Raw genomic sequence first — 25,691 nt, forward strand, 5'->3', positions numbered from 1 at the left:
GCGGTGAACCAGGAGGCGCGCACAGCGAGCCCCGTCGGATCTCGACGGAATCAGACGGGAAGCGCCGAATTGCCCCCGTCCCGCCTGCTCCGTCGCACCGAGGACATTGCCCGGACAAGATTCCTGCCGCTAGCCTGCGTTCGTGATTCCGGTCATTGACCGGAGTGTCGAACGAGATTGGCGGGCGATCATGGGGCGACTCGTCCCTGCGGTGACCAGGGCGCTGGATGTTCTCGAGCTCTTCCTCCAGAGCGAGGGGACCCTCTCGGCTCCCGAGGTCACACGCAAGCTCCAACTGCCGCGGACCACCGTGCACGAACTGCTCACCACGCTCGCCGCGCGGTCCTACCTGGTCACGGTCCCGGAGCAGCCGGGCCGCTACCGGCTGGGCGTGCGCACCTACCAGCTGGGCAGCCGCTACGCCGAACAGCTCGACCTGGCGGCCGAGGGACAGCAGGTGGCCCGTGAGGTGGCCGAGACCTGCGGCGAGACAGTACACGTGGCGATCCTGGAGGACACCGAGGTCATCTACATCGCCAAGGTGGACTCCACCCACGCCGTCCGTATGGTCTCGGCCGCGGGCCGGAAGCTGCCCGCGCACTGCACCTCCGTCGGCAAGCTGCTGCTCGCCGCGCTCCCGGAGGCGGAGCTCGACGCCCGCCTCGACGGACGCGAGCTCATCGCCATGACCGACAACAGCCTCACCGACGCCACGGAGCTGCGGGAGGCCCTCGCCGTCGTCCGCAAGCGGGGCATAGCGGTGGAGCACCGGGAGTCGAACCCGGATGTGAGCTGTGTGGCCGCGCCCGTCAGGGACCGCTCCGGGCGTGTCGTCGCCGCGCTCTCCATCTCGGTCCCGATGATCCGCTGGTCCGAGGAGCGCGAGGCGGAACTCGCGCAGCTCGCGGCGGGCGGCGCCGACGCGCTGTCCGGCCGGCTCGGACACCACCGGCCGCAGATATGAGGCCGGCCCTGGAGGTGGCCGTGCGTGAGCAGGCCGAGCTGGGCGAAGGCCCCACCTGGGACCCGGCCACCGGGCGGCTGGTCTGGGTCGACATCCTCTCGGCCCGCGTCCACACCTACGACCCGTCGACCGGCCGCCGTACGGTCATGGCCACCGGCCAGCACGTCGGGGCGGCGAAACCCCGGGCGGGCGGCGGCCTCGTGGTCGTCCTGCGGGACGGAGCCGGACTGTACGACGCGGCGGGTGCCTTCTCCTGGCTGGTCCACGACCCCGTCCCCGGCCGGCGGGGCAACGACGCGGCCGTGGCACCGGACGGCGCGCTCTGGGCGGGCACCATGCGCTACGACGAGGCGGAAGGGGGCGGCACCCTGTCCCGGATCGCCCCGGACGGCACGGTGAGCCGCGTGCTGGACTCGGTGACCGTCAGCAACGGCACCGGATGGAGCCCCGACGGCCGGCTCATGTACTACATCGACACCACCACACGGCGCATCGACGTCTTCGACGTGGACGGGGATCGTGTCCTGAACCGGCGTCCCTTCGCGGAGACCGAGCAGGGCGCCGGGTGGCCCGACGGGCTGACGGTCGACGCCGACGGCTGTGTGTGGACCGCCCTCTGGGACGGTGCGGCGATACGGCGCCACACCCCCGACGGCCGGGTGGACCGCGTCGTGGAGCTGCCGGTCCGCCGGCCCACGGCGTGCGCGTTCGGCGGGCCCGGCCTCCGCGACCTGTACGTCACCACCGCCCGGACGGGCCTGGACTCCCCGCACCCGCTGTCGGGCTCCCTGCTCGTGCTGCCGGACGTGGGGCAGGGACTGCCGGGGACGCCGTTCGCCGGATGAGCGGGGCGGGTGGACGGCGTGCGTATTTCTGCCGCCTCCGGGACCGGTGCGCGGGCGGGCTCCGGGGAACCTCCGTATAAAGGGGCCAGAGGGACGCAGTCGGAGGGAGGCCCCGGGATGCACTGGAGCGAGCGGCGGCGGCCCCGCCCGCCCGGCGAGGACCACGGCCCGGTCCGGTACGGACCACCCGCCCCCGACCCCGGCCTTCCCGTGCTGCCCGAGCTCGCCGGCGTACTGGCCGCGTCGGCCGCGCGGACCCGCCCCGAGCCGCCCGGTGGCGGAACGATTCTGCGCGAGGCGGCCTGCGCCTACTGGGAGCGCCGGGGCCTCCACGGCGGCCCCGAGGGCATCGCGGCGGCCCCGGGCGCTCAGCCGCTCCTCCTCGCGCTGATCGCCGCGCACGGCGGCGACGTGCTCATGCCCCGGCCCTGCCCCGCCACCTGGATGCCCCAGGCGCGGCTGCTGGGCAGGCCCGCGTACCACGTGCCGACGCCCGCCGAGTGCGGCGGAATCCCCGACCCGTACGCCCTGCTGGAGACCGTGCGCAGGGTGCGCGCCGAGGGCGGCAGGCCCCGGCTGCTCCTGATCTCCGTGGCCGACGACCCGACCGCGACCCTCGCCCCGCCGGAACTGGTCCGCGAGGCGTGCGAGGCCGCCGTCTCCGAAGGGCTGCACATCGTCAGCGACGAGACCTGGCGCGACACCCTGCACCGGCCCCACGACACCGTTCTCCTCAGCCCCGCCGAGATGTGCCCGGACGACGTCACCGTCCTCTCCGACCTGGCGGGAGCGCTCACCCCCTCCGCCTGGCCGGTGGCCGTCGCACGCTTCCCGCCCACCGCGCGCGCCGCCGCGCGCCGAGCCCGGGTCCTCGACATCCTCACCGCGCTCGGCGCCCTCGTCGCGGAGCCGGTCGCCCGGGCCGCCGCCCACGCGCTGGGCGAGCCCGAGGCCGTCACGGCAAGGATCCGGCAGGCGGCGCACCTCCAGTCCCACGTCGCCTCCGCCGCACACCGCGCGGTGCTCACCGTGGGCGCGCTCGCCAGGCCGCCGCAGGCCGGCCGCCACCTCTACGCCGATCTCGGACCGCTGCGCACCCGGCTGGCCGCCCGGGGCGTCACGGACTCCATGGAGCTGGAGGAATACCTTACGGAACGGCTCGGCGCCCCGGCTCCCGGCGGGCACCGGTTCGGGGACGAACTCGGAGCGCTGCGGGTGCGGCTGAGCACCGGACCGCTCCTCGGCTCAACCCCGGAGCAGCAGACGGAGTCCCTCACTGCGGTGGAGCCCTTGGAATTGCCCCATGTCGCCCGAGCACTGAGCATTTTCGCAGCAGCCCTCGATGAACTCCGATGACAGGAGCCTCTCGATGACGGAACAGACCGAGCGTCCGTTCGCCGGAGCCGGCCGCGCGCCCAGCCGTCCCCTCGACGCTCCACGCCGCCTCGGTGAGCCGCGGACCTGGCCCCGCAGCTTCGCCGACCGCCTCACCACGCCCCTCCCGGGTGTCAGGGGCATGACCCGTCTGGCCAGGGAGCGTGCCCTGCGGCCCAACGCGGAGGGACTCCGGGGCGTCCACCGGCTGCCGTACGCCCCCCAGCCGCTCCCGGTCACGGACGCCGGCACGACGGCCGTGACCTGGGCCGGACATGCCAGCTGGATCATCCGCATCGGGGGACTCACCGTCCTCACCGACCCCGTCTGGTCACGGCGCATCCTGGGCACCCCCGCCAGGATCACCCCCGTCGGCGTCCCCTGGGACGCACTGCCGCGCGTCGACGCCGTCCTCATCAGCCACAACCACTACGACCACCTGGACGCCCCCACGCTCCGCAGACTTCCGAGGGACACCCCGCTCCTCGTCCCCGCGGGTCTGGGCCGCTGGTGCCGGCGCCGCCGCTTCACCTGCGTCACCGAGCTCGACTGGTGGGAGTCGGTGGAGCTGGGCGGAGTCCGGTTCGACTTCGTGCCCTCCCACCACTGGTCCAAGCGCACCCTCCTGGACACCTGCCGTTCCCTGTGGGGAGGCTGGGTGCTCGGCGACGGGCAGGGGCGGCGGATCTACTTCGCGGGGGACACCGGCTACGGCCACTGGTTCAAGGAGATCGGCCTCCGCCACCCCGGCCTGGACCTCGCGATGCTGCCGATCGGGGCGTACGAACCGCGCTGGTGGCTCTCCGACGTCCACACCGACCCCGAGGAGGCCGTGCAGGCGTACGAGGACCTCGGGGCCCGCGCGATGGCCCCCATGCACTGGGCGACGTTCCTGCTCTCCGCCGAACCGGTCCTCGAACCGCTGACCCGGCTCCGTACCGCCTGGCAGCGGGCCGGGCATCCGCGCGCCGACCTCTGGGACCTGCCGGTCGGCGCCTCACGCGTCCTCGGTGACTGAGGCCGTGCCCGGTCGGCGCCCCGGACACTCAGTCGGCCGTACGCGCCCGCAGCCGCCTCCAGAGCGCCGGCGTCCCGCTGATCAACAGCGTCAGCACGACCGCCGCGAGCACACCCTCCCAGGGCTCGGCGAACAGCGAACCCCCGAGGATCCCGATCAGCTGGTACGTCGCCGCCCAGGCCAGACACGCGGGTACGTCGCCCCGGGCGAATTGCCGCAGCGGCATCTCACCGAGCAGGCAGGCCAGCATCACCGGTATGCGCCCGGCCGGCACCAGCCGGGACAGGACCAGCACCATCGTGTCGTGCTCGTCCAGCTTCCGCTGTGCCTGGGCGAGCCGTTCCGGAGCGGCCCTGCTGGTGATCGCCTCCAGCCACTTCGACCCGTGGCTGGACCGCACCCCGCGCTGCCCCAGCCAGTACAGGCAGATGTCCCCGAGAAACGCGGCGCCCGACGCCACGGCGAACACCACGAGCAGCGCGAACGGTGAGGTCTGGTGGAGCGTCACCACGGCCGCCGTACTCACCAGCGCTCCCGTGGGCACCACCGGCACCAGCGACCCCAGCGCCACGAGCAGGAACAGCGACGGATAGCCGACGGCCTGCTGCGTCGACTCCGTCGGCAGCTGCCCCAGCACTTCCTCTATCACCTACGGGCCTCCGGCCTCACATGCTCGCCGTGCCCCAGCCGGTGCACCGCCACCTCCGGTGCCACCCGCGCCGCCTGCCGCACGAACTCGTCGCCCGGCGCATGGAACTCGTGCGGCTTGACCCCGTCCATCCCGATCGGCCAGTACGTGCCGTAGTGCACCGGCACCGCGGAGCGCGGCTCCAGCATGGTCAGCACCTGCGCGGCGCGGGCCGCGTCCAGATGGTGGTGGCCCAGATTGGGTCCCCAGCCGCCCACCGGCAGCAGTGCCACGTCCACCGGCCCCACGGCGTCGGCCATGCCCTCGAAGAGCCCGGTGTCGCCCGCGAAATAGGTCCGGGCCTCGCCCTCGACGACGTAGCCGAGAGCGGGCACCCGGCGCGGACCGACCGGCAGCCGGCGCCCGTCGTGCAGAGCCGGAACCGCCCGGACCAGGACCTCTCCGATCCGTACCTCGTCCCCCGGCGCGACCTCGGAGATCCGCAGCCCGCGCGCCCGGCGCAGCAGCCGGAGGCCCGGGACGGCCCCTACGGCGCCGCGGGGCACGATCAGCAGGCTGCCGGGGGCGAGACGGGCCAGGGAGGGGAGATGCAGATGGTCGGAGTGCAGGTGGGAGATCAGGACCGCGTCGGCGACCGCGGCCTCCGGCGGCGGGACCTCGCCCCGGCGCCGGCGCAGATGTGCGAAGCGCCGTGCGAACAGCGGGTCGGTCAGCACCCGGACTCCGGTGTCCTCGATCGTGCAGGTGGCATGACCCCACCAGGTGACCTCCACCGCCCTGCCTCCTCGTTCCCGGCCCCGCCGACCGCGTACTCGTGTTCGTGCTCGTACGAGAGTAGGCGCTCGGCGCTCTTCCCACGCCGGAGTGCTCCTTCGCGCCCGGGCCGGTACGCCTGCGGGCGCTTACGGAGGGCTACCCCAGGGGTAGGGTCATGGCCGGCATCCGAGCCCTCGAAAGGGCCCGGGGCCTGGGAAGATCCCGAAACGGCTATGACAGGCTTGATGCGGGCCCATGACGGATACGGGGCCCGGACGTGAGGTGGAACGACGTGAGCGACGGGCGATGGCGCAGGGCGGGGGGAACCCTCATACGCGTGATCTCGGTGTGGGCCGTCTCCACGCTCACCATGCTGGCGCTGGCGGGGATCCTGCCCGATTTCCAGCTCCAGGCCGACGACGGTGACACCGTCACGAGGACCGCCTTCACCGCGGCATGGGGCGCGGGTGCCTTCGGTCTGCTGTCCGCCCTCGTGTGGCCGGTGCTCGTCAGAGCGCTGCTCATCGTGCCCGCCCTGGTGCTGGGCGCCCTGGTCTTCTTCCTCAACGGCTCGCTGCTGCTGATCGCCCTGCGGCTCATCCCGGACGGGCGCGGGGACGCGAACCCGGAGACAGCCGTCGTGGTGGCCGCCGTCATGTCGGCTGTCGCCTCCGCCACCTCCACGGCCCTCGCGGTCCGTGACGACGACGCCTACCGGCGCAGACTCTCCCGCCTCGCGGACCGGCGCCGCAGACGCAGCGGCACGCCGCAGACCGCCGACGGCGGCCGTGGGGGCCCGCCCGGGATCGTGTTCGTCCAGCTCGACGGCGTGGGCCACGACGTACTCGAACAGGCAGCGGCCGACGGACTCATGCCGACCGTGGCCGGTCTGCTCTCCGACGAGGCGGGCCACCGGCTCACCCCGTGGACCACGGACTGGTCCAGCCAGACCGGCGCCAGCCAGCTCGGCATCCTGCACGGCAGCAACTTCGACGTGCCGGCCTTCCGCTGGTTCGAGAAGGAGACGGGCACCGTCATGGTCTCCAGCAGACCGGCGAGCGCCCTCGAACTGCAGCGCAGGGCCATCGCCCGCACCCATGACGGCGGCCTGCTGACCGTCGACGGCGCCAGCCGCGGCAACCTCTTCAGCGGCGGCGCGGACCAGCTCGCCCTGGTCCTGTCGATGGCCGCCAGGCTCGGCAAGGGGCGCCGCTCGCGCGCCGGCTACTTCGCCTACTTCTCCGACCCGGCCAACGCCGTCCGCACAGCTCTGTCCTTCGTCGCCGAGGTGGGGCGCGAGATCGGCCAGTCCGTCCGGGCACGGGTGCGGAAGGAGGCCCCCCGGGTCAAGCGCGGCGGGCTGTACCCCTTCATCAGGGCCTTCGCGACCGTCGTCGAACGCGACGTGGTCGTCGCCGCGGTGATCGGCGACATGTTCGCGGGTCGCACCGCGGTCTACGCCGACCTGGTCGCCTACGACGAGGTTGCCCACCACTCCGGCCCGTTCAGCAGGGACGCGGAGAAGGTCCTGACACGGCTCGACCGGTCGCTGGGCCTCATCCTCAAGATCGCGGACCACACCCCGCGCGACTACCGGATCGTGCTGCTGTCCGACCACGGCCAGAGCCCCGGGGAGACGTTCGCGGGGCGGTACGGCCTCACACTCAAGGACCTCGTACGGGCCGGCTGCGGGCTGCCCGTACCCCGCAGGGCCCAGCGCACCCGCAGCGCGTCCGAGGCGCGCGACGCCGTGCGCATCGCGCTGCACAGGCCGGTCGACGGCGAGCAGGAGGCCGAGCACCCCGCCAAGTCCTCCGACCCGGTGGTGCTCGCCTCCGGCAATCTCGGGCTTCTGTCGTTCCCGGACATCGAGGGGCGGGCCACGCGCGAGCAGCTCGACCGGCGCTACCCCGCACTGCTCGGCACGCTCGCCGCCCATCCGGGGATCGGCTTCCTGCTCGTGGGGAGCCAGAAGCACGGGTCGGTGGTGCTCGGGCCGGGCGGGGCGGAGGTCCCGGTGGCGGAGCTGACGGACGGGGAAGGGCCGCTGGCCGTCTTCGGGGCCGGTGCGGCGGACGCGGTGCGGCGGACCGACGGCTTCCCGCACGTCGCGGACGTCATGGTCAATTCGGTGTACGACCCGGAGACCGGCCGCGTACACGCCTTCGAGGAGCAGATCGGATCGCACGGCGGACTGGGCGGTGCACAGTCCCGGCCGTTCCTGCTGTGGCCGCGGACACTGACGGACCCCCTCGACGCCGTGGCGGCGGACGCTCCCCGGGGTGCGTCTCCGGCCGGTCCCGCGGGCGTAGTTCCGGCCGGTCCGGTGGGGGCGGAGGCGGTGCACCGGGTGTTGGCACGCTGGCTGAGGGAGCTGTCCGGGCCCCAGGTGCCGCTTCGGCAGGAGGGTTTCACCGGGGCGGTGCGGGTGGACGAACCCTTCCCGGCCGGTCGACCGCTGCCGGCCGGAAAGCCCTTCCCGGCCTCACCGGTCCCGGACGGCCCGGCCGGCGCGGACGTGCCTGTCCCCGCCGATGTCCCGGACCCAGGCGACGCCGTCCCGGGCCCACGCGGCTGAGAGGCCCTCGGCGTCAGGCGGACTCGCGCCGCACCAGCGTCGGGTGGAAGACCACCGAAGGTGCGGGACCTGCGCCCGGTTCGCCGATCTGCTTCAGGAGGAGCCGGGCCATCTCGGAGGCCATCTCCTCCACCGGCTGACGCACGGTCGTCAGCGGCGGATCGCACGCCACCGCCGCGTTGCTGTCGTCGAAACCCACCACCGCCACATCTCCGGGGACATCCTTGCCCGCCCGGAGCAGCACGGGCAGCGCGCCCAGCGCCATCAGGTCCGAGGCGATGAACACCGCGTCCAGATCCGGCCGTTCACTCAGCAGCCGGCGCATCGCCGAAGCCCCGCCCGACTGGGTGAAGTCCCCCTCGGCGGTCACCACATCCCCGATGCCGTGCTGCTCCAGGGCGTCCAGGAAGCCGGTCAGACGCACCTGGCCCGCGGGCATGTCCTGCGGACCCGCCACCGTCCCGATACGACGGCGGCCCAGGGCCGCCAGATGGTCGGCCGCCATCCGGGCACCCGCCCGCTGGTCCGCCTCGACATAGGTGAGCGGCGAGGGCCGCCGGGGCCGCCCGGCCAGCACGGCCGGCAGCCGGGTGTCGTGGAGCAGGCCGGGCAGCGGGTCGTCGGCGTGCGAGGAGATCAGCACGACTCCGTCGACGTGCCCCTGGCGGAGGTACGACAGGAGCTGGTTGCGGGAGGCCTCGTCGTCGGAGAGCATCAGCACCATCTGGATCCCGGCGGGGCGCAGCACGTCCATCAGCCCGCCGACCACGCGCCCGAAGTGCGGGTCGGAGAACATCCGGCCGATGAACGGCTCGGAGACCGGGCGTCGTTCACGCTCGGACACCACCAGGGCGATCGAATCGGTGCGCCGGGTCACCAGCGAACGCGCCGCACGGTTGGGGACGTAGCCGGTGGCGGCCACCGCCTCCTCCACCACCCGCCGCAACGCCGGATCCACCGTGGTCGCGCCGTTGATCACACGGGACACGGTCGCCCGGGAGACGCCCGCCACCGCGGCCACGTCCTCCAGGGTGGCGGGGCGTACGGGCGGCGATACGTCGGCAGTCATGCAGTCTTTATACAAGGTGGCCGGACAGACATGCGAAGGATTCCGGCACGTCAGCGGTTGTGCGTGCCCGCGTGCAGCGCGGTCAGGGCGGACAGTTGCGTCACACGCGCGGTGACGAGCGCCCTGGCCCGTGCCCTGGCCTCCGCCCGGGTGCCCGCCGACACCTCCGAGCGCGAGACCTGCTGCGACTGGTGGAGGTGGTCGCGGATCTGCTCCACCAGCAGGCGGTCGAAGGCCGCCCCCTCGGCGGTACGGGCATCCTCGAGGTCCTCGACCGTCACCATGCCCGGCATGGCGTGTCCCTTGTGCGGGTCGGTGTCCGGCAGCCCCATCAGGTCCCGCAGCCTCCGCAGCGCCGCCAGTTCGGCGGTCTGGGCGGTCCGCAGGCGGGAGGCCCAGTCCCGCAGCCGGGAATCGGTGGCCTTCTCCGCCGCGAGGCCCAGCAGGACCACGGCCTGCTGGTCCATCGGGATCATCAACTGGACCCAGGCGGAGTCCGTCGGGTGCGCGGAGGAGGCCGCAGTGGCCGTGGTCCGCGACGGCACGGGGCGGGGTTCCGGGGCCCGTCGGTCATCCGTTGCGCACGAGGTCAGGACGGCGAGCAGGAGAAGCAGCGCCGCGGTGCGAAGAACCGGCATAGGCAGGTGTTCCTGGCGAGAGGGCGCCTGCCCGGGCCGCGGGGACCCGGACAGGCACCGGTGGACAGTGGAACCACGGCAGATCAGGGGGTGCCGTCGGCCCCGCACTTGATGATGGCGTTGATGCAGTCGCGTACCCGCTGTGCCATCTCGGCCTCGGGCCATACGTTGAAGAAGTCGCCGTGCATCGTGTAACCGCGCCCCGAGGCCAGCCGGAGCCGCGCCGGGTCACCGTTCACCGGATAGCGCAGGACCTGGCGCAGCTTGGGCACCGCGACCGGATGGGTCGACGGGCAGGCGCCGCCCACCGGGTAGGCCATGTGGCTCTTGTGGTCGGCCGAGTCGAGATCGGTGCCGTTCCAGCACTGGGGGAAGTCGAGGTAGCTCTCCAGCATCGAGCCCGCCGGACAGTTGACGAAGTCGTGGGACGGGTTGACCTCACCGTGGTGCAGACACGACCAGCGCGAGATGGTGTTGTCGTCGGGGCCGGTCGCCTTCGCGTTGCCCGCGACGATCCGCAGCCCCCGGGGGAGCGGCTGGATCGTACGGATGACGTCGTCCCGCACCCCCTCGCCGAGGTAGTAGAAGGTGGTGCCGGTCGGCTCCACCTCCTTGTCGCCGTCGTAGAGCGTGGGGACCCAGTACGAGGACAGGTCGGTCGTGGGCGAGCAGCTGGTCCGGCCCTTCTCCAGTGAGGCCAGGTCGGAATGCGCGTCGGTGGTGTCGTTGCCGAAGAAGCTGTGCATGTGCGAGGCGCCGGGCAGGTTGGGCAGCACGATCGGATCGTCGGGAGCGCGGTGCGTGTAGGGGCACTCCGCGAGGAACTCGGCGACCCGGACGACGTCGGCCGCGGCCTTCGCCCCGGGCTGTGCGGTCCGGTCACCGGCCGCGTTTCCCGCGTTGGCCTGGACGAGGGACAGGGCCAGGGCGGCGGCCGCCAGCCCCGCGATCCGGTAGCGCCAGGGTGGGAGGGTTCTGCTTCCACGCGGTCCCGGCTTACGTCTTCTGAGGAAGAGCACGGCACTCCTGTTCCGAGCAGTGGGGGGCCTTCGGGCGGTTGTCCGACCGAGGGAGAGAGCGCTCTCTCATGAAACGTAAAAGCGTGACGCACGCATGTCAATAATCCGCGCAGGGGTATCAATTGCCTGCCGTTTGAACAGAGTTGAGGTGATCAGCCTAGGGGGAGCGCTCTCCTGTCGAGGGGTCCGGATGATGGCTGGAGGGCATTGTCAGTGGGGGGCGGCAGGATGGTGGTCATGACGACGAACTCAGTCGGTGTGCTCGCCGACACCGCCGCCTACGCGGCCGCTGTGGAAGAAGCCGCGCGTGCCGCCGCCGCGTATTACGCCACAGGTGAGAGCACGCTCGACGACGATGCCTACGACCGCCTGGTGCGGGGGATCGCGGCCTACGAGGAGGAGCACCCGCAGGAGGTGCTGGACGCCTCGCCGACCGGGAAGGTCGCGGGCGGGGCGGCTTCGGGGGACGTGCCGCACACCGTGCCGATGCTCTCGCTGGACAATGTCTTCTCCGCCGAGCAGTTCGTCACCTGGACCGCCTCCGTGGAGCGGCGCATAGGCAGGTGTGTCGCCGCGTGGAGTGTGGAGCCGAAGCTCGACGGTCTCGCCGTCGCCGCACGCTATCGGCAGGGCCGCCTCGACCGGTTGATCACCCGGGGCGACGGGACGGCCGGGGAGGACGTCTCGCACGCGATCGGTACGGTGCTCGGCCTGCCCGAGCGGCTCGGCGCTCCCGTCACCCTGGAGGTGCGCGGCGAGATCCTCATGACCAACGAGCAGTTCGAGCAGGCCAACACCGTGCGCACGGAGCACGGAGCCGCTCCCTTCGCCAATCCGCGCAACGGGGCGGCGGGCACCCTGCGGGCCAAGGACCGTCCGTACCGGGTGGAGATGACCTTCTTCGCGTACGGCGCGCTCGCGTTGCCCGAATCCGGCGAGCTGACCGCCACCCTGGCCGAACTCCCGCACGGCGAGGTCCTGGAGTACGTCGCGGGGCTGGGCGTCCACACGGCCGCGGACACCGCCGTCGCCCCGCGCACCGTCACCACGGTCGACGAGGTGCAGGCCGGGGTCGAGGACATCGCGGCCCTGCGCGCGTCCCTGCCGTTCGGGATCGACGGCATCGTGATCAAGGCGGACCTGGCGGCCGACCAGCGCGACGCGGGATCGGGTACGCGGGCGCCGCGCTGGGCCATCGCCTACAAGCTCCCGGCGGTGGAGAAGGTCACCCGGTTGCTGGGCGTCGAATGGAACGTCGGCAGGACCGGCATCATCGCCCCCCGCGCCGTGCTGGAGCCCGTGGAGATCGACGGATCCACCGTCAGCTACGCCACCCTGCACAACCCGGCCGACATCACGCGCCGCGATCTGCGGCTGGGTGACCAGGTGATGGTCTACAAGGCGGGCGACATCATCCCGCGTATCGAAGCGCCGGTCGCGCATCTGCGGACGGGTGAGGAGAAGCCGGTCGAGTTCCCCGAGGTCTGCCCCCGGTGCGGGTCGGAGATCGACATGAGCGAGCAGCGCTGGCGCTGCGTCCGGGGCCGCGACTGCCGCGTCGTCGCCTCCATCTCCTACGCGGCCGGCCGTGACCAGCTCGACATCGAGGGACTCGGCGCGACCCGGGTCGTCCAGCTCGTCGACGCCGGTCTCGTCCGGGACTTCGCCGATCTCTTCACGCTCCAGCGGGAGCAACTGCTCTCGCTGGAGCGGATGGGGGAGACCTCCACCGACAATCTGCTGGCGGCCGTCGAGGCGGCCAGGACCCGTCCGCTCTCCCGCGTCTTCTGTGCCCTCGGCGTGCGGGGCACGGGCCGCTCCATGTCCCGCCGGATCGCCCGCTACTTCGCCTCGATGGACCGGATCGTCGCGGCGGACGCGGAGGCGTTGCAACAGGTCGACGGCATCGGCAAGGAGAAGGCGGCGGCGGTCGTCACCGAGCTTGCGGAGCTGGCGCCGCTGATCGGCAAGCTGGTGGCCGCGGACGTCAACATGACCGAGCCCGGTGCGACTCCGCCGCCGGAGCCGGGGGCCGAGCCGGAGCCCGGGGCCGAGCCGGAGGGCGGAGGCGAGGACCGGACGACGGCCGGGCTGCCGCTCGCAGGGATGACGGTCGTGGTCACCGGAGCCATGACCGGGTCTCTGGAGAAACTCTCGCGCAACCAGATGAACGAGCTGATCGAGCGGGCCGGCGGGAAGTCCTCCTCCAGCGTCTCCAAGCGCACGAGCCTGCTGGTCGCCGGCGAGAAGGCAGGGTCCAAGCGGGCCAAGGCCGAGGACCTCGGGGTCCGGATAGCCGCGCCCGAGGAGTTCGCCGCGCTGGTCGAGAGCTACCTCGCCGCCGAGGCGTGAAAGGTACACACCGGCATAAGCCTTGGAATTGGCAAGAGAGTGGCCTTTCCGTGCCGTGTATTGCATAGTGAGGGCTCGATCATGCCTCGCTATCAGCGGCCGGTGAGTCCGGGCGGCTGGGGCGGCAGACCTGAGGGTGAGGGCCCGATGCGTACTTCGCGTGACGGACGACGGCGCGGCCTGCCGGTCCTCCGGCAGCGGGTCGCACACGCGGGAGCGGCTCCATGTCCCGCTCCCGTCAGGGGACTGGCCATCGACCTGGGCAGCTCCGGGGCCCGTGCCTGGGTCCCGGGGCGGGGCCTTGTCACCGGCGGACCTGGTGGGTGGCAGGACCACACGGGCCGACCGGTCCGGCGGGGGCGCATCGTCGACGCGGCGTCCTGCGCCGGACTGCTGGGACGCCTCGCCGACACCGCGCTGGGCGACCACCGGCAGGACAGCGTGATCGTGCTGAGCCAGCCGGTCCTGGCCGGCCGGGAACACCGCGCCCTGGCGGGGGAGCTCCTCGCCGCTCTTGGCGCCTCCGGGGCGGTGGTGCTGAACAGCGCCAGTGCCGTGGCAGCGTCCGTCGGGCTGCTGGGCAGCGGTCCCGTGCTGGTCGTCGACATGGGCGCCGAGCTGACCGAAGTCGCCGTGCTCGTGGACGGAAGGGTCGTCGACGCCCGCCAGGCCGACGCGGGACTCAGCGATCTCGCACCGCGGACGCTGCCGGCGGAACTCGTCCGTAGCGTCCTGGATATGATCACGTCCATGTGGCGTGAGGACCAGCACGGAGCGGTGCGCGGAGCGTTGCGCCGCGGACCCGTGCTCACCGGCGGCGGCGCGCTCCGCCGCGACGTCACCGACCTGATCGCCGGCCGCCTCGGTGTGCCGGTGCGCGTCGCCCCCGACCCTTCGACCGCTGTCGTACGGGGCGCAGCACTGATCCTGGGCTCCGTGCCGACTCCCGCCGCCGGTTCCGGTGCCGTGGCCCTCCGCCCGGTCCGGCTGAGGTGAGCCCCCTCCCGGGGGCACCCCGGGGGAACGCGCCCCCGAGGGCGCCGCACGGCCCACGACCGCACGACACGCGGACGCGCGACACGCGGACCCTCGGCCCGGGGCCGCACGACACGCAGGCCCTCAGCCCACGACCGCAGGACAAGCGGACGCTCGGCCCGACGCCGCACACCACGCGGACGCCGGGCCCACGGCCGCACCGCAGGCGAGGGCAGAACACGCGACCGCACGGCGCGGCGCGCCACGAGGCGCGGCACCTCCTTGCCGCGCTGCTCCTCACCGTCCTGACCCTTCTCGGTGGCGCGCCGGCCGCCGCCGGAACCACCCTCCCCGCGCCCGGCCCCGGCGCCGCGCACGCCGTCACCGGCGCTGCTGACGCCGCGGTCCCCGCCGCGCAGGCCGCCGCCGAGGACATCGTCGATCCCGCCGTCGGCCTGGTGCCGCGTGCGGGTGCCGACCGCCCCCATGCTCCGCACCACGTCCCCCCGCCCGGCCACGGCGCCCTGACACCGCGCCCGCAGGGCCTCCCCCTGCCGCGGGGCATCGCGCCGGGAGCGGTGGGCGCGGGCCCCTTCGTCGTCGTGAGGGCAGGGGCGGCGCTTCCCGGTGTGCGGGGTCCTCCAGCCGGGACGGCCGGTCAGCCGGCCCTTCGCCGGTCCTGTTCCACAGACCCGTCGCCCCGCCCTTCCCTCTGAGGCCTGGGCGGACGACGCCCACTCAAGGGGACTCCCATGACTCGCGCCACCACGGTGCGAGCGGTTCTGGCTGCCGCCGTTCTGCTCGTCTCCGTGTTCATCACGCTGACCATGTCACCCAGACTCGGCCTCGATCTCCAGGGCGGCACCCGCATGGTGCTGCAGGCCAAGGACTCCGGCACCGCGAAGGCGGACCGGGAGAGTACGGACCGCACCCTGGAGGTACTGCGGCAGCGCATCGACTCACTCGGCGTCGCCGAACCGGTCCTGACCCGCTCGGGCGAGGACCGGATCATCGTCGAACTGCCCGACGTCCAGGACCCGCGCCAGGCCTCCGAGGTCATCGGCAGAACCGCCCAGCTCAGCTTCCACGCCGTCCAGGGGCCCGGGACCCAGGAGCAGAAGGACGCGAAGCCCGACGCCGCGGGGGACGGGCCGACGCTCCCCGACGAGCAGGGCGGACTCCTCGACCTCGGCCCCGCGCAGCTCTCCGGCGCCGGGGTGAAGGACGCCACCGCGGACTTCGACGCCCAGCAGGGCACCGGCTGGAGCGTCTCGCTCGACTTCCACAAGGACGCGGGCAGGAAGTGGACCGATCTCACCGGGGAAGCCGCGTGCAACCCGGCCCAGGACGAACGGCGCCGCGTCGCGATCGTCCTCGACGGGAAGGTCATCTCCTCGCCGCAGGTCGATCCGTCGGTCGGCTGCAAGACGGGGCTGCCCTCCGGGTCCACCCAGATCACCGGCTCGTTCAGCGCCGACGAGGCACGCGACCTCGCCCTGCTCATCAAGGGCGGCGCACTCCCCGTCCCCGTGGAGATCGTCGAGCAGCGGACCGTCGGCCCGACCCTCGGGGCCGCCGCCATCGACGCCAGCGCGCAGGCCGCTCTCATCGGCGCCGCGGCCACGGCGCTCTTCATCACCTTCATGTACCGGCTGTTCGGAGCGCTCGCCGCACTCGCCCTCGCCGCCTACGGAGTGATCTCGTACGCGGTGCTCGTCGTCCTCGGCGTCACCCTGACCCTGCCGGGACTCGCCGGCTTCGTCCTCGCCATCGGAATGGCGGTCGATGCCAATGTCCTTGTCTTCGAACGGGCCCGGGAGGAGTACGCGGAGCGGCGGAACGGTTCACTGCGCTCCGCGCTGAGCGCCGGATTCCGCAACGCCTGGAGTGCCGTCGCCGATTCCAACGTCACCACACTGATCGCCGCCGGCCTTCTCTTCTTCCTCGGCTCGGGGCCGGTCAAGGGCTTCGGAGTCACCCTCGCCATCGGTGTCCTGGTCTCCATGTTCTCGGCGCTCGTCATCGCCCGGGCGATGACTGAGATCGCGGCAGGATCCCGGTTCGTCGGTGACTACGCGGGCGTCAACGGCCTCGCACGGCCCGGCCGCGTACGCACCTGGCTGAACGCCCGCGACCCTCATCTGTTCCGCGCACCGCGCCGCTGGCTGATGGTGTCCGCCGCGCTCGTCCTCGTAGCCGTGACCGGCATCCTCGTGCGCGGAGTGGGCCTGGGGGTCGAATTCACCGGCGGGCGGCTGGTGGAGTACTCCACCAGCCGCCCCGTCGACGTCGAGTCCGCCCGGGACACGATCGCCGCCGCGGGATTCACCGACGCCGAGGTCACCACCGCGGGCGAGCACGACCTCTCCGTACGCACCGGGAAACTGGACAACGACGGGGAACACGCCCTGCGGGCCGCGCTCGCCGAGGAGGGCGGCGAGACCACGAAGGTGCGCGACGAGCTGATCGGCCCCAGTCTCGGGGACGAACTGCGGCGTAACGCCCTGATCGCCCTGGGCGTGGCCGTGCTCGTGCAACTCGCCTACCTGGCGGCCCGCTTCCGCTGGACGTTCGCCGTGGCGTCGGTCGGGGCCCTGGTCCACGACGTCGTCATCCTGGTCGGCGCCTTCGCCTGGCTCGGACGCCCCGTCGACGGCATCTTCCTGGCCGCCCTGCTCACCGTCATCGGTTACTCCGTCAACGACTCCGTGGTGGTGTTCGACCGGGTACGGGAACTCTGGGCCAGGGACCGGCGCACCCCGGTCGCCGACGTGGCCAACCGTGCCGTCCTGCAGACCGTCCCACGCACCGTCAACACGGGGATGGGCGCCCTGTTCATCCTGGTCGCCCTCGCGGTGCTGGGCGGCGACTCGCTGGCGGACTTCGCGCTCGCCCTTCTCATCGGCGTCTGCGTGGGGACGTACTCCTCGGTGATGACCGCCGTACCGGGAGCGCTCCTTCTGGAGCGGAGCAGCATGGCCCCGCCGCCCGCCCGCAAACGGACACCGCGGCGCGGGAAGACGGTCGGCAAGCCGCGCCGTGACCCCGCGGACAACGGGGCGCGCGTCTAGACGGTTCTGTCCGGCTCACCGAGCCCGTTCAGCGGTAATCCGCCAGGGTCCGGACGGCCTTGGCGCCACCGAGGCTCCTGTGCCGGTGGGCCGAGGCTTCGAACACCTCGCTCACCGGTGCGGGAGCCTCGTGCGTCATGGCCGCCGCCCTGGCAGGACCGCCGCCACATGTCGAATTCCGCCTATTCGGGAGGAGATGCCTACCCGTATGGATTGCGCCGATCATTGGCTGGATCGGGAGAATCATAAAGGACAAGTGCGGTGAGATCGCCTGACGGTTACTCGAAAGCTGGCAGGCATGCGAGTGACGATTGCCTTCGGTGCCTCCTCGGTGGCGTCGGCCGAGGTGACGGATTTCTGGCAGGACGTCCCGCTCACCAGCGACCTCGACGATGCCGCGTGGCTCCAGTGACGGCAGATCCGGTGCACAGCGAGCTGACCCTCCGCATCCGGTCGAACGTCGACAAGCTCCGGCAGCATGCCGTCCCGCCCGGCACGTACGGAGGGGTCGAGCGCCGGGCTGGGGCACAATCCTGACCACGTCGAGTGATCGGAGTGTGCCCCTCGTGCCCCTCGTGCTGCGTGAGGTCCGGGACACGCTCGTACCCGACATGGGCGGCCCGCAGGGGCCGCTGCCGCCGGTGCTGCTCGTCCTGACCGTGCTCACCGGGCTGGTCGACGCGTTCAGCTATCTGCTGCTCGGGCACGTGTTCGTCGCCAACATGACGGGCAACGTCGTCTTCATGGGCTTCGCCCTCGCGGGCGCGGCGGGCTTCTCGACGCTCGCCTCGATCGTGGCTCTCGTGTCGTTCGGGGCCGGGGCGCTGGCCGGCGGCATCACCGCCCACCGGGCGAGGGCGCACCGGGGCAGACAGCTGCAGCACGCGCTCCTCATCGAGACCGTCTTCGTCGCCGCCGCGCTGATCGTCACGCTGGTCTCCGGCCGGCCGTACACCGGGGGAGTACGGTTCGCCCTCATCGCGCTCCTCGCCCTCGGCCTCGGTGTGCAGAACGCCGCAGTGCGGGTGCTCGCCGTACCCGACCTCACCACCACCGTGCTGACCCGCACCCTCACCGGCGCCGTGGCCGACAGCCGGTTCGCCAAGGGCCCCGGCAGCCGGGCGGGGCGCAGGCTCCTCTCCGCCGCCGCCCTGTTGGCCGGTGCCTTCCTCGGCGCTCTGCTCCTGCTGAACGGGCACCCTGCGCTGCCGCTGGTCCTCGCCGTGGTCCTCCTGGCCGTGCTGAGCACGGTGGCGACCCTGCTGGCCCGGACCGACGCGCCCTGGACACGGCCACGCGACGAGGGATGAGGCGGGCCGGTCGGCGGTGGAGCCCCGCCCCGTGTCAGGCGCGACAGCCGGGGCACCCGGGCCGTAACGTCACAGGTACCGTCGACCGCACCCGTACGCCCAGGAGCCGCCGAATGCCCGCAGAACCGCTGTCCGCAGACGACATCGAGGCCGGCCTGCGCGAGTTGCCGGGCTGGCAGCTGGAGGGGGACCGGATCACCCGTACCTACCGGCTGCCCTCCCACTTCGCCGCCGCCGGGCTGACCGTCCACGTCGCCCAGATCCAGGACGAGCTCAACCACCACTCGGACCTGACACTCGGTTACAACACGGTGGCGCTCGCCGTGCACACGCATGACGCGGGTGGCGCCGTCACACGCAAGGACCTCGCGCTGGCGGCCCGGGTGGAGGCGGTCGCCGCCGGGCACGGCGCGGAGTAGGCGGGCCTCCTCACGGAGCGGGACCGAAGCGGGGGTGCGCGGCGAGCCAGTTCGCGTAGCTGTCGCTGCGCCGCGCGGCCTCCGCGTACGCCGCACGCGTGTGCCCGCCCACCGCGGCGGCCGCGGCGCTCGCGGCGGGGGACCGCGGATGCCGGCCCAGCAGATGACGCCAGCTCAGCGGCGAACCCACGAGGGGCCGGGTCACCAGGCCGGTGGTCGGGGGGAACGTGGCACGGCACAGCCCGATCGCCCGGCCCACCTGGACCAGATGCACCACGGACGCGGTGTCCGTCTCGTACACCGACGCCGGGGTGAATCCGGCCCGCGCGCACGCGGCGGTGAAGCAGTCGGCGAAGCACCCGTCGCCGGGTACGTCGGCCCAGCACTCGTCCGCCAGCGCCGAGAGTTCGAGCTCCTGCCGGTCCGCCAGGGGATGGCTCTCCGGGAGCATGACGAACACCGGGTCGACCCCGATGACCTGCCAGACCAGCCGGTCCGCCATCGGCGGAGGGCTCTCCCCGCAGGCGCCGATCAGGGCGAAGTCCAGCCTGCCGTCGATCAGCAGCGAGGCGATCTCCGCCACCGACCACGAGGTGTACGTGGACACGGGCGCCGCCGGGTGCGCGGCGGCCAGCCGGTCGACCAGGCCGCCGAGCAGCGGGCCGTGCGTGCCGCCGAGCCGGAAGCGCTCCACGGTGGCCGAGGCGTTGGCGAAGCGCACCGCCTCCTCCTGGAGCCCGCTCACCGCGGGCAGCACCACCCGGGCCCGCTCCAGCACCAGTTCACCGAGCATGGTGGGCCGCGCGCCTGTGTGGTCCCGGTCGAAGAGCGGGCCGCCGAGCGCCTTCTCGATCCGCCGCAACTGCGCGCTGAGCGCGGGCTGCGCGAGCCCGAGAGCCGCCGCGGCCTTGGTGAGGCTGCCGCTGTCGGCTATCGCCCGTACGGTGCGCAGATGACGTAACTCCAGCTCCATGCGCGCACGTTATGGCCGCTGGGACCCACCGGCAATACGTGGAGCGTGCTCCAGGCCGGTAATCGTGCAGCGGTGGCCCCGGTCCGTCAGCCGTTCCGGCTCGTGGAGCTCCGGAGCGCGTCCACGGCCAGGTCGAGGAGCTGACCGGTCCTCTCCGGCGAGTCGCTCGACGAGGCGACGGTCGCCGCGCTCGACGCGGTCCCGCCTCGCTCCGGGGCATCACGTTCGGATGGGGAAAGCCCGGACACGACCTGACGTGCACCGCCTAGGGTGGCGGCGTGCTGGACTACGACACGGAAGCCGCCCGCTACGACAGGACCCGCGGTGGGGAGCCCCGGGCCGAGGCCGCCGCGGGCGCCGTACTCGGACTGCTGCCACCGGCCGCCCGTACGCTGCTGGACATCGGCTGCGGGACGGGGCTGGTCACCCGGCGGATCGCCCACGGCCGGCCGACGCTCCGGGTGTTCGGCGTGGACGCCTCGTACGGCATGGCGCGGCTGGCCCGGCAGCGGATCGGGGCGGTCGCACTCGCCGACGTACGGCAACTGCCCCTGCTGTCCGCCTCGGTCGACGCCGTCAGCGCCGTCTGGCTGCTGCACCTGCTGCGGGGCGACGGCCTCGTCCGCGAGGTGGTGGCCGAGGCGGCCCGGGTGCTGCGGCCCGGCGGGGTGTTCGTCGCCACGGTCGACAAGGACGCCGGGCACGACGTCGGCAGCGACATCGACGCTGTGCTCACCCCCTACCGCAGCTCGCGAGCCGCCGACGCGGCGGACCTGGTCACCGGTTACGCGCGGTCCGGCGGCCTGCTGCCGGCGGGCGAGGCCGGCTTCACCGGGCACGGGCAGGGGCGCTCGCCCCTGCGCACCGCACGGGCGGTGCTGCGGGGCGACTACGCCTCGCGACTCGCGCTGCCCGGAACGGCGGCCACCCGGCTCGCGTCCCAACTCACCGCGCTGCCCCACCCGGACCGCCCACGGGCCGACCCCTCGTACCGGCTGCTGGGGTTCCGGGCGCCCGGCTGAGCCTGCCCGTCACCGAGCCGGCTCCGCTCCCGCTCCCGCCCCGTCCCCGCCGTCCCGCGCCGCCGCCGTGCTGCCCCGCTCGATCAGCCGGGGGAGCGGGACCTGCACGGCGCGGGCCGGGCCGCCGTCGAGCAGGACGGTCAACTCCCTCGCCGCGAGCCGGCCGAACGCGACCGGGTCGCGGGAGAGCGCCGTCAGCCACGGTGCGGTGAGCCGGCAGAGTGCCGAGTCCTCCCACGACACGACCGATACGTCGTCGGGGACCGTGAGTCCGAGGCCCGTGGCGACGGCGGACCCGGCCGCCGCCATCACGTCGTTGTCGTAGATCAGGGCCGTCGGCGGCATCGGCCGTTCCAGCACCTTCCTGGTGACCGCCGCCCCCTCGCTGTCGGAGTAGTCCGTCGTCACCGAGTGCGCCTCGGCCAGGCCGCGGCGGTCGGCCTCGGCCCGCAGGGACTCGATGCGCCGGTCGGTGTGGGCGAGGGTGGACAGACCCGCGATGTGCACGATGCGGCGATGCCCCAGCTCGTGCAGACGGCCGACGAGCGCCGCCATGGCGCCCGCGTCGTCCGCGCGGATCTGTGAGAGCCCCGGATGCGGGCCCGTGTCACCGCCCGGCAGCGTGCCGATGACGACGGCCCGCAGGCCCAGTTCGTCCAGCAGGTCCGCACGCGGATCGTCCGTACGTGGGTCGACCATCAGCACGCCGTCGACCCGGTGCTCGGCCCACCAGCGCCTGTAGACCGCGCACTCGGCCGCCACGTCCTCCACCACCTGGAAGAGCAGGCCGAGTTGGCGCTCGGCGAGCACCTCCTGGATTCCGGAGATCAGCTGCAGGAAGAAGGAGTCCACGCCCAGATTGGCCGCAGGGCGTGCCACGACCAGCCCCACGGTGGCCGACCCCTCCCCGGACAGTGCCCGCGCGGCCGTACTCGGCCGCCAGCCCAGCTGTTCGGCGACGCGGCGGATCCGGTCGCGGGTGATCTCCGAGACGCCCGGACGGCCGTTGAGCGCGAACGAGACGGCGCTCTCCGAGACACCGGCGCGTTGCGCGATGTCCTTCATGGTCGGCCGGCGTGCCGGTGTGCGTCTGGCCGGTGAGATGTCCCCGGCCGACGGCCCCTTCGGTATCACCCGGTGCCTCTTTCCCGCGTTCCCCGTGGTCCCCAAGTGAGGCCGGCGTCTTCGCCCGGCCCCGGGGCAGTGTAAGCCCTGCCGACGACCGGGTCGAGAGAAGACAACGGATGACTAATGCGCTTGAGTCGAGGTGCTCTAAAGCGCTTTAGTTCCGCATGGAGACTGAGGCTACACGATCGTCTGACCTGCATGTATCTCGCAAAGTTCGTTCAATTTTCGATGAATGTATTGACTTTCCCTCAGGTGCCTTGCAGTCTCAGCCGAGCGAAGGCGGCCGCCGGGTTCACCACTCGGCTTCCCTTCGCATGCCTGGTCCGAGCAAAGGAGCCGTTCACCGTGCGCATCTCCCGCAGAGCAGCCGCCGCTGCCGTCGTACTCGCCACAGTCCTGCCGTTGAGCGCCTGCGGGGGCGGCTCCGGAGCGGACTCCACCGACGCGTCGGGCAAGGTCGAAGGGAAGATCACCTTCCAGACCTGGAACCTGCAGGCGAACTTCAAGGACTACTTCAACGGCGTGATCGCCGACTTCGAGAAGAAGTACCCCGGCACCGAGGTCAAGTGGGTCGACCGCCCGGGCGAGGGCTACGCGGACAAGATCAGCGCCGACGCGGCCGGCGGCACCCTGCCGGACGTCGTGAACGTATCGCCCGACCTGGTGGCGCCGCTGGCCGAGGCGGGAATCGCCCTGGACCTCGACAAGGCGGCGCCGAAGTACCGCGAGGAGTACCTGCCGGAGGCGTGGGCGAGCCATCAGGTCCCGGGCGCGGAAGGCACGTTCGCCTTCCCCTGGTACCTCAACACCGGGCCGATGTTCTACAACAAGCGACTGCTCGAGAAGGCCGGGCTCGACGCGGCGAAGCCGCCGTCCACCTACGACGAGGTCTTCTCCGCCGGGCTGAAGCTGGCCGAGGCCAGTGACGGGAAGGTCGCGGCCCTCGCGAACGTGCCCACCATCGAGGACTTCGGCCGCTACGGCGGCGGCCTGATGAACGACGAGGGCACCGGCTTCACCTTCAACGACGCCAAGGGAGTCGAACTCCTCACGAAGTACAAGCAGTTGTACGACGCGAAGGCCCTCGATCCGCAGGCGCTGACCGCGACACCCGAGTCCTCGGGGCACAAGTTCCTCACCGAGTCCGTGGCGATGAACCCCGGCAGCGCCCTGGACCTGGCCAACTTCAAGAAGCAGGCCCCGGGGCTCTACGAGAACATCGGCATCACCGACCAGGTCAGCAACACCGGCAAGGCCAACATGTACGTCATGGGGCTCATGGTGAACGCGCAGAGCGAGCGGAAGCCCGCCTCCGTGGCCTTCGCCCACTACGTCACCGACGCGACCCGCCAGATGCGGTTCGCGAAGAAGGTCGCCATCTTCCCGAGCACCGCGGGTTCCCTCGACGACCCCTACTTCACCGAGGAGGACGGCACGGACGAGACCCGCGTCCGCATAGCCGCCGCCAAGTCGCTGAAGACCGCCGTCAACTACACGCCGGTGCTGTTCAGCGAACAGATGAAGACCGAACTCCGCAACCAGATCGCCAAGGCGCTCCAGGGCAAGCAGAGCCCCAAGGAAGCTCTTGACAACGCTGTCAAGGCCTGTGACCGGCTCCTGCAGCAGAGCTGAGACCTGATGAAGACCCCTGTCACCCCCTCCGCCGCCACGCGCGCGACGCCCGACGCGGTTCCCGGCCCCCGCACCGCCCCGAAGGGGAGCGGGTCCGCGGCCCCCGGCGGCGGGCGGCCGGTCCGCCGGATCAGCCGCCATCTCCCCCTGAGCCCCTGGCTGTTCGCGGCGCCCGGCCTGCTGGTCGTCGGCGCGTTCAGCCTGTACCCCTTCTTCAGCACCCTCGTCAACGCCTTCACCGACCGCCGGACGCTGGTGCCCGGCACGTTCGTCGGCCTGGACAACTTCCAGGAGCTGCTGCACGACGAGATGTTCTGGATCGGGCTCCGCAACAGCACGCTCTACGTCCTCGGCGTCGTGCCCGCGCTCGTGATCCTCCCGCTGCTGCTCGCGATGCTCGTCCAACGGCACATCCCCGGCATCACCTTCTTCCGCTCCGCCTTCTACACCCCCGTCGTGGCCTCCATCGTGGTCGTCGGCCTGATCTGGGTGTGGATGCTCGACGACCGCGGGCTGATCAACTCCCTGCTGGAGGCGGTCGGCATCGGCAAGGTCGGCTTCCTCAGCGACCAGTGGCTGCTGCTGCTGAGCGCGATGACGGTCACGGTCTGGAAGGGCCTCGGCTACTACATGATCATCTATCTCGCGGCCCTGGCGAACGTGCCACGGGAGCTGCACGAGGCCGCGTCCGTGGACGGTGCCGGGGCCGTGCGCCGCTTCTTCACCGTCACCGTCCCCGCCGTCCGCTCGACCATGGTGCTGGTCGCGGCGCTCGCCTCGGTCTCGGCCTTCAAGGTCTTCTCCGAGGTCTACCTGATGGCCGGCCCCTCCGGCGGCCCGGCCGGCGAGGACACCACGCTGGTGATGCTGGTCCAGCGGGTGGGCACAGGCCTGACCGGGCGCGTCGGCTACGCCTCCGCGATCTCGGTCGTCATCTTCGTCGTCACCGTCGGGCTGATGCTGCTGGTGCTCCGCGCCGACCGCAAGGAGGACGCGTGAGCATCCTGAGGACCACCGACGCCGAGGGCCGCCGCATCCCGGCCTGGCAACTCGTCCTGCGCTACGTCCTGCTGCTCCTCGTGCTGGCCCTGACCGTCGGGCCGTTCCTGTGGCAGCTCTCGACCTCGCTCAAGGGCCCCGGCGAGGACATCTTCAGCTCCCCGCCGAAGTTCTTCCCCAGCGACCCGACCCTGGACAACTACACCCGGGTCGCCGACACCATCCCGGTCTGGGAGTACGCGTTCAACTCCCTCAAGGTCGCCGCAGCCAACGTGGTCACCAACTGCGTGGGCGCCGCACTGGCCGGCTACGCACTGGCCAGGCTGCGCTACCGGGGACGCAGGGCCGCGACCCTGGCGTTCATCCTGGCCATGCTGGTGCCGGTGGAGGGCATCATCATCGCCCAGTTCACCACCATGCGTGATCTCGGCCTCAACAACACCCTGCTCGGAGTGCTCCTGCCGGGCTCCATCGGCGCGATGAACGTCCTGCTGATGCGCAACGCCTTCCTGAACCTCCCGCAGGAGGTGGAGGAGGCCGCGTACGTCGACGGGGCCAATGTCTGGCAGCGCTTCCTGCGGATCGCCCTGCCCTCGGTCAAGGGCACCCTCGCCGTCGTCGCGATCTTCGCCTTCATGGGCGCCTGGGACGACTTCCTGTGGCCGCTGATCGTGCTCAGCGACCCGGAGAACTTCACCCTGACCATCGGACTGAACTATCTGCACGGCACCTTCGCCAACGACGAACGGCTCGTCGCGGCGGGCACGATCATCGCCGTGGCCCCGCTCATCGCGCTCTTCGCCTGTCTGCAGCGCTTCTTCTTCCGGGGAGTCGGCGAAGGCGCCGTCAAGGGCTGACCGTCCACCGCCCCCCACCACAGAACCAGGATCACCCCCTCCC

Annotated in this window: 21 protein-coding genes; 14 read left to right on the forward strand and 7 right to left on the reverse strand. The window is 72.3% G+C overall.

Features of this window, described 5'->3' with window-relative positions:
- Positions 1 to 190 precede the first annotated feature (190 nt).
- The 4 genes from ACZ32T_RS13135 to ACZ32T_RS13150 all read left to right on the forward strand — a co-directional run bounded on the left by ACZ32T_RS13135 (position 191) and on the right by ACZ32T_RS13150 (position 4,201).
- Entirely contained in the window at positions 191 to 964 is a 774-nt protein-coding gene (locus ACZ32T_RS13135; RefSeq protein ID WP_467272689.1) for an IclR family transcriptional regulator, read from the forward strand.
- Positions 961 to 1,809: an SMP-30/gluconolactonase/LRE family protein gene (locus tag ACZ32T_RS13140; RefSeq protein WP_467272660.1), complete on the forward strand. Its 849-nt coding sequence runs from the start codon at positions 961 to 963 to the stop codon at positions 1,807 to 1,809. Before ACZ32T_RS13135 ends, ACZ32T_RS13140 begins: the two co-directional genes overlap by 4 nt.
- Before the next feature lie 117 nt (positions 1,810 to 1,926).
- Positions 1,927 to 3,165, forward strand: a complete 1,239-nt coding sequence (locus tag ACZ32T_RS13145) for an aminotransferase class I/II-fold pyridoxal phosphate-dependent enzyme (RefSeq protein ID WP_467272662.1) — start codon at positions 1,927 to 1,929, stop codon at positions 3,163 to 3,165.
- Positions 3,166 to 3,178: 13 nt separating this feature from the next.
- Positions 3,179 to 4,201 (forward strand): MBL fold metallo-hydrolase, encoded by a 1,023-nt coding sequence (locus ACZ32T_RS13150; protein WP_467366809.1) that lies wholly within the window; start codon positions 3,179 to 3,181, stop codon positions 4,199 to 4,201.
- Positions 4,202 to 4,229: 28 nt separating this feature from the next.
- On the opposite strand, the gene ACZ32T_RS13155 is transcribed toward ACZ32T_RS13150, so the two are convergent.
- Complete coding sequence (locus ACZ32T_RS13155) at positions 4,230 to 4,850, reverse strand: DedA family protein (protein WP_467272666.1); 621 nt, start codon at positions 4,848 to 4,850, stop codon at positions 4,230 to 4,232.
- The gene (locus tag ACZ32T_RS13160) at positions 4,847 to 5,623 is read right to left on the reverse strand and encodes an MBL fold metallo-hydrolase (RefSeq protein WP_467272668.1); all 777 of its coding nucleotides are present in this window, start codon (positions 5,621 to 5,623) and stop codon (positions 4,847 to 4,849) included. Before ACZ32T_RS13160 ends, ACZ32T_RS13155 begins: the two co-directional genes overlap by 4 nt.
- 275 nt (positions 5,624 to 5,898) lie before the next feature.
- On the opposite strand from ACZ32T_RS13160, the gene ACZ32T_RS13165 reads away from it, so the two are divergent.
- Positions 5,899 to 8,184 carry a phage holin family protein gene (locus ACZ32T_RS13165; protein WP_467366811.1) on the forward strand — a complete coding sequence of 762 codons (2,286 nt, stop codon included), beginning with the start codon at positions 5,899 to 5,901 and terminating at the stop codon, positions 8,182 to 8,184.
- A 13-nt stretch (positions 8,185 to 8,197) separates the two neighbouring features.
- Here the strand turns inward: ACZ32T_RS13165 and ACZ32T_RS13170 are convergent, their stop codons facing one another.
- From ACZ32T_RS13170 to ACZ32T_RS13180, 3 genes are all read right to left on the reverse strand, one after another.
- Positions 8,198 to 9,253 (reverse strand): LacI family DNA-binding transcriptional regulator, encoded by a 1,056-nt coding sequence (locus ACZ32T_RS13170; protein WP_467272672.1) that lies wholly within the window; start codon positions 9,251 to 9,253, stop codon positions 8,198 to 8,200.
- A 50-nt stretch (positions 9,254 to 9,303) separates the two neighbouring features.
- Positions 9,304 to 9,891 carry a DUF305 domain-containing protein gene (locus ACZ32T_RS13175; RefSeq protein WP_467366813.1) on the reverse strand — a complete coding sequence of 196 codons (588 nt, stop codon included), beginning with the start codon at positions 9,889 to 9,891 and terminating at the stop codon, positions 9,304 to 9,306.
- Between the two features lie 83 nt (positions 9,892 to 9,974).
- Positions 9,975 to 10,910: a DUF1996 domain-containing protein gene (locus tag ACZ32T_RS13180; RefSeq protein WP_467272675.1), complete on the reverse strand. Its 936-nt coding sequence runs from the start codon at positions 10,908 to 10,910 to the stop codon at positions 9,975 to 9,977.
- A gap of 237 nt (positions 10,911 to 11,147) precedes the next feature.
- Here ACZ32T_RS13180 and ligA point away from each other — a divergent pair, with 237 nt between their 5' ends.
- From ligA to ACZ32T_RS13205, 5 genes are all read left to right on the forward strand, one after another.
- Entirely contained in the window at positions 11,148 to 13,262 is a 2,115-nt protein-coding gene (gene ligA, locus ACZ32T_RS13185; RefSeq protein WP_467272677.1) for an NAD-dependent DNA ligase LigA, read from the forward strand.
- A gap of 147 nt (positions 13,263 to 13,409) precedes the next feature.
- On the forward strand, positions 13,410 to 14,258 hold the full coding sequence (locus ACZ32T_RS13190; protein ID WP_467272679.1) for a rod shape-determining protein: 849 nt from the start codon (positions 13,410 to 13,412) through the stop codon (positions 14,256 to 14,258).
- Between the two features lie 731 nt (positions 14,259 to 14,989).
- Complete coding sequence (gene secD / locus ACZ32T_RS13195) at positions 14,990 to 17,308, forward strand: protein translocase subunit SecD (RefSeq protein WP_467366815.1); 2,319 nt, start codon at positions 14,990 to 14,992, stop codon at positions 17,306 to 17,308.
- Between the two features lie 566 nt (positions 17,309 to 17,874).
- Entirely contained in the window at positions 17,875 to 18,618 is a 744-nt protein-coding gene (locus tag ACZ32T_RS13200; RefSeq protein ID WP_467366998.1) for a YoaK family protein, read from the forward strand.
- Positions 18,619 to 18,731: 113 nt separating this feature from the next.
- A complete protein-coding gene (locus tag ACZ32T_RS13205; RefSeq protein ID WP_401518996.1) occupies positions 18,732 to 19,037 on the forward strand; it encodes a 4a-hydroxytetrahydrobiopterin dehydratase in 306 nt (101 codons plus the stop codon).
- Positions 19,038 to 19,047: 10 nt separating this feature from the next.
- Here the strand turns inward: ACZ32T_RS13205 and ACZ32T_RS13210 are convergent, their stop codons facing one another.
- Complete coding sequence (locus tag ACZ32T_RS13210; RefSeq protein ID WP_467269848.1) at positions 19,048 to 20,010, reverse strand: LysR family transcriptional regulator; 963 nt, start codon at positions 20,008 to 20,010, stop codon at positions 19,048 to 19,050.
- A gap of 278 nt (positions 20,011 to 20,288) precedes the next feature.
- On the opposite strand from ACZ32T_RS13210, the gene ACZ32T_RS13215 reads away from it, so the two are divergent.
- Positions 20,289 to 21,032, forward strand: coding sequence for a class I SAM-dependent methyltransferase (locus ACZ32T_RS13215; protein WP_467366818.1), 744 nt, complete (start codon positions 20,289 to 20,291; stop codon positions 21,030 to 21,032).
- Between the two features lie 9 nt (positions 21,033 to 21,041).
- Here ACZ32T_RS13215 and ACZ32T_RS13220 read toward each other — a convergent pair whose 3' ends face one another.
- Positions 21,042 to 22,097, reverse strand: a complete 1,056-nt coding sequence (locus ACZ32T_RS13220) for a LacI family DNA-binding transcriptional regulator (protein WP_467366820.1) — start codon at positions 22,095 to 22,097, stop codon at positions 21,042 to 21,044.
- A gap of 408 nt (positions 22,098 to 22,505) precedes the next feature.
- Here ACZ32T_RS13220 and ACZ32T_RS13225 point away from each other — a divergent pair, with 408 nt between their 5' ends.
- The 3 genes from ACZ32T_RS13225 to ACZ32T_RS13235 are packed head-to-tail and all read left to right on the forward strand — an operon-like array spanning position 22,506 to position 25,648.
- The gene (locus ACZ32T_RS13225; protein WP_467269854.1) at positions 22,506 to 23,792 is read left to right on the forward strand and encodes an ABC transporter substrate-binding protein; all 1,287 of its coding nucleotides are present in this window, start codon (positions 22,506 to 22,508) and stop codon (positions 23,790 to 23,792) included.
- Positions 23,793 to 23,798: 6 nt separating this feature from the next.
- Positions 23,799 to 24,791, forward strand: a complete 993-nt coding sequence (locus tag ACZ32T_RS13230; protein WP_467269856.1) for a carbohydrate ABC transporter permease — start codon at positions 23,799 to 23,801, stop codon at positions 24,789 to 24,791.
- Positions 24,788 to 25,648, forward strand: a complete 861-nt coding sequence (locus tag ACZ32T_RS13235) for a carbohydrate ABC transporter permease (protein WP_467366822.1) — start codon at positions 24,788 to 24,790, stop codon at positions 25,646 to 25,648. Before ACZ32T_RS13230 ends, ACZ32T_RS13235 begins: the two co-directional genes overlap by 4 nt.
- The last annotated feature ends 43 nt before the right edge of the window (positions 25,649 to 25,691 follow it).

The sequence above is a fragment of the Streptomyces sp. NPDC023573 genome, assembly GCF_055559735.1.

Coding starts and splice junctions, on each gene's coding strand:
- ACZ32T_RS13135 (WP_467272689.1), top strand. CDS start 191: ATGGGGCGACTCGTCCCTGCGGTGACCAGGGCGCTGGATGTTCTCGAG.
- ACZ32T_RS13140 (WP_467272660.1), top strand. CDS start 961: ATGAGGCCGGCCCTGGAGGTGGCCGTGCGTGAGCAGGCCGAGCTGGGC.
- ACZ32T_RS13145 (WP_467272662.1), top strand. CDS start 1,927: ATGCACTGGAGCGAGCGGCGGCGGCCCCGCCCGCCCGGCGAGGACCAC.
- ACZ32T_RS13150 (WP_467366809.1), top strand. CDS start 3,179: ATGACGGAACAGACCGAGCGTCCGTTCGCCGGAGCCGGCCGCGCGCCC.
- ACZ32T_RS13170 (WP_467272672.1), bottom strand. CDS start 9,253: ATGACTGCCGACGTATCGCCGCCCGTACGCCCCGCCACCCTGGAGGAC.
- ACZ32T_RS13175 (WP_467366813.1), bottom strand. CDS start 9,891: ATGCCGGTTCTTCGCACCGCGGCGCTGCTTCTCCTGCTCGCCGTCCTG.
- ligA (WP_467272677.1), top strand. CDS start 11,148: ATGACGACGAACTCAGTCGGTGTGCTCGCCGACACCGCCGCCTACGCG.
- ACZ32T_RS13190 (WP_467272679.1), top strand. CDS start 13,410: ATGCGTACTTCGCGTGACGGACGACGGCGCGGCCTGCCGGTCCTCCGG.
- secD (WP_467366815.1), top strand. CDS start 14,990: ATGACTCGCGCCACCACGGTGCGAGCGGTTCTGGCTGCCGCCGTTCTG.
- ACZ32T_RS13205 (WP_401518996.1), top strand. CDS start 18,732: ATGCCCGCAGAACCGCTGTCCGCAGACGACATCGAGGCCGGCCTGCGC.
- ACZ32T_RS13210 (WP_467269848.1), bottom strand. CDS start 20,010: ATGGAGCTGGAGTTACGTCATCTGCGCACCGTACGGGCGATAGCCGAC.
- ACZ32T_RS13220 (WP_467366820.1), bottom strand. CDS start 22,097: ATGAAGGACATCGCGCAACGCGCCGGTGTCTCGGAGAGCGCCGTCTCG.
- ACZ32T_RS13230 (WP_467269856.1), top strand. CDS start 23,799: ATGAAGACCCCTGTCACCCCCTCCGCCGCCACGCGCGCGACGCCCGAC.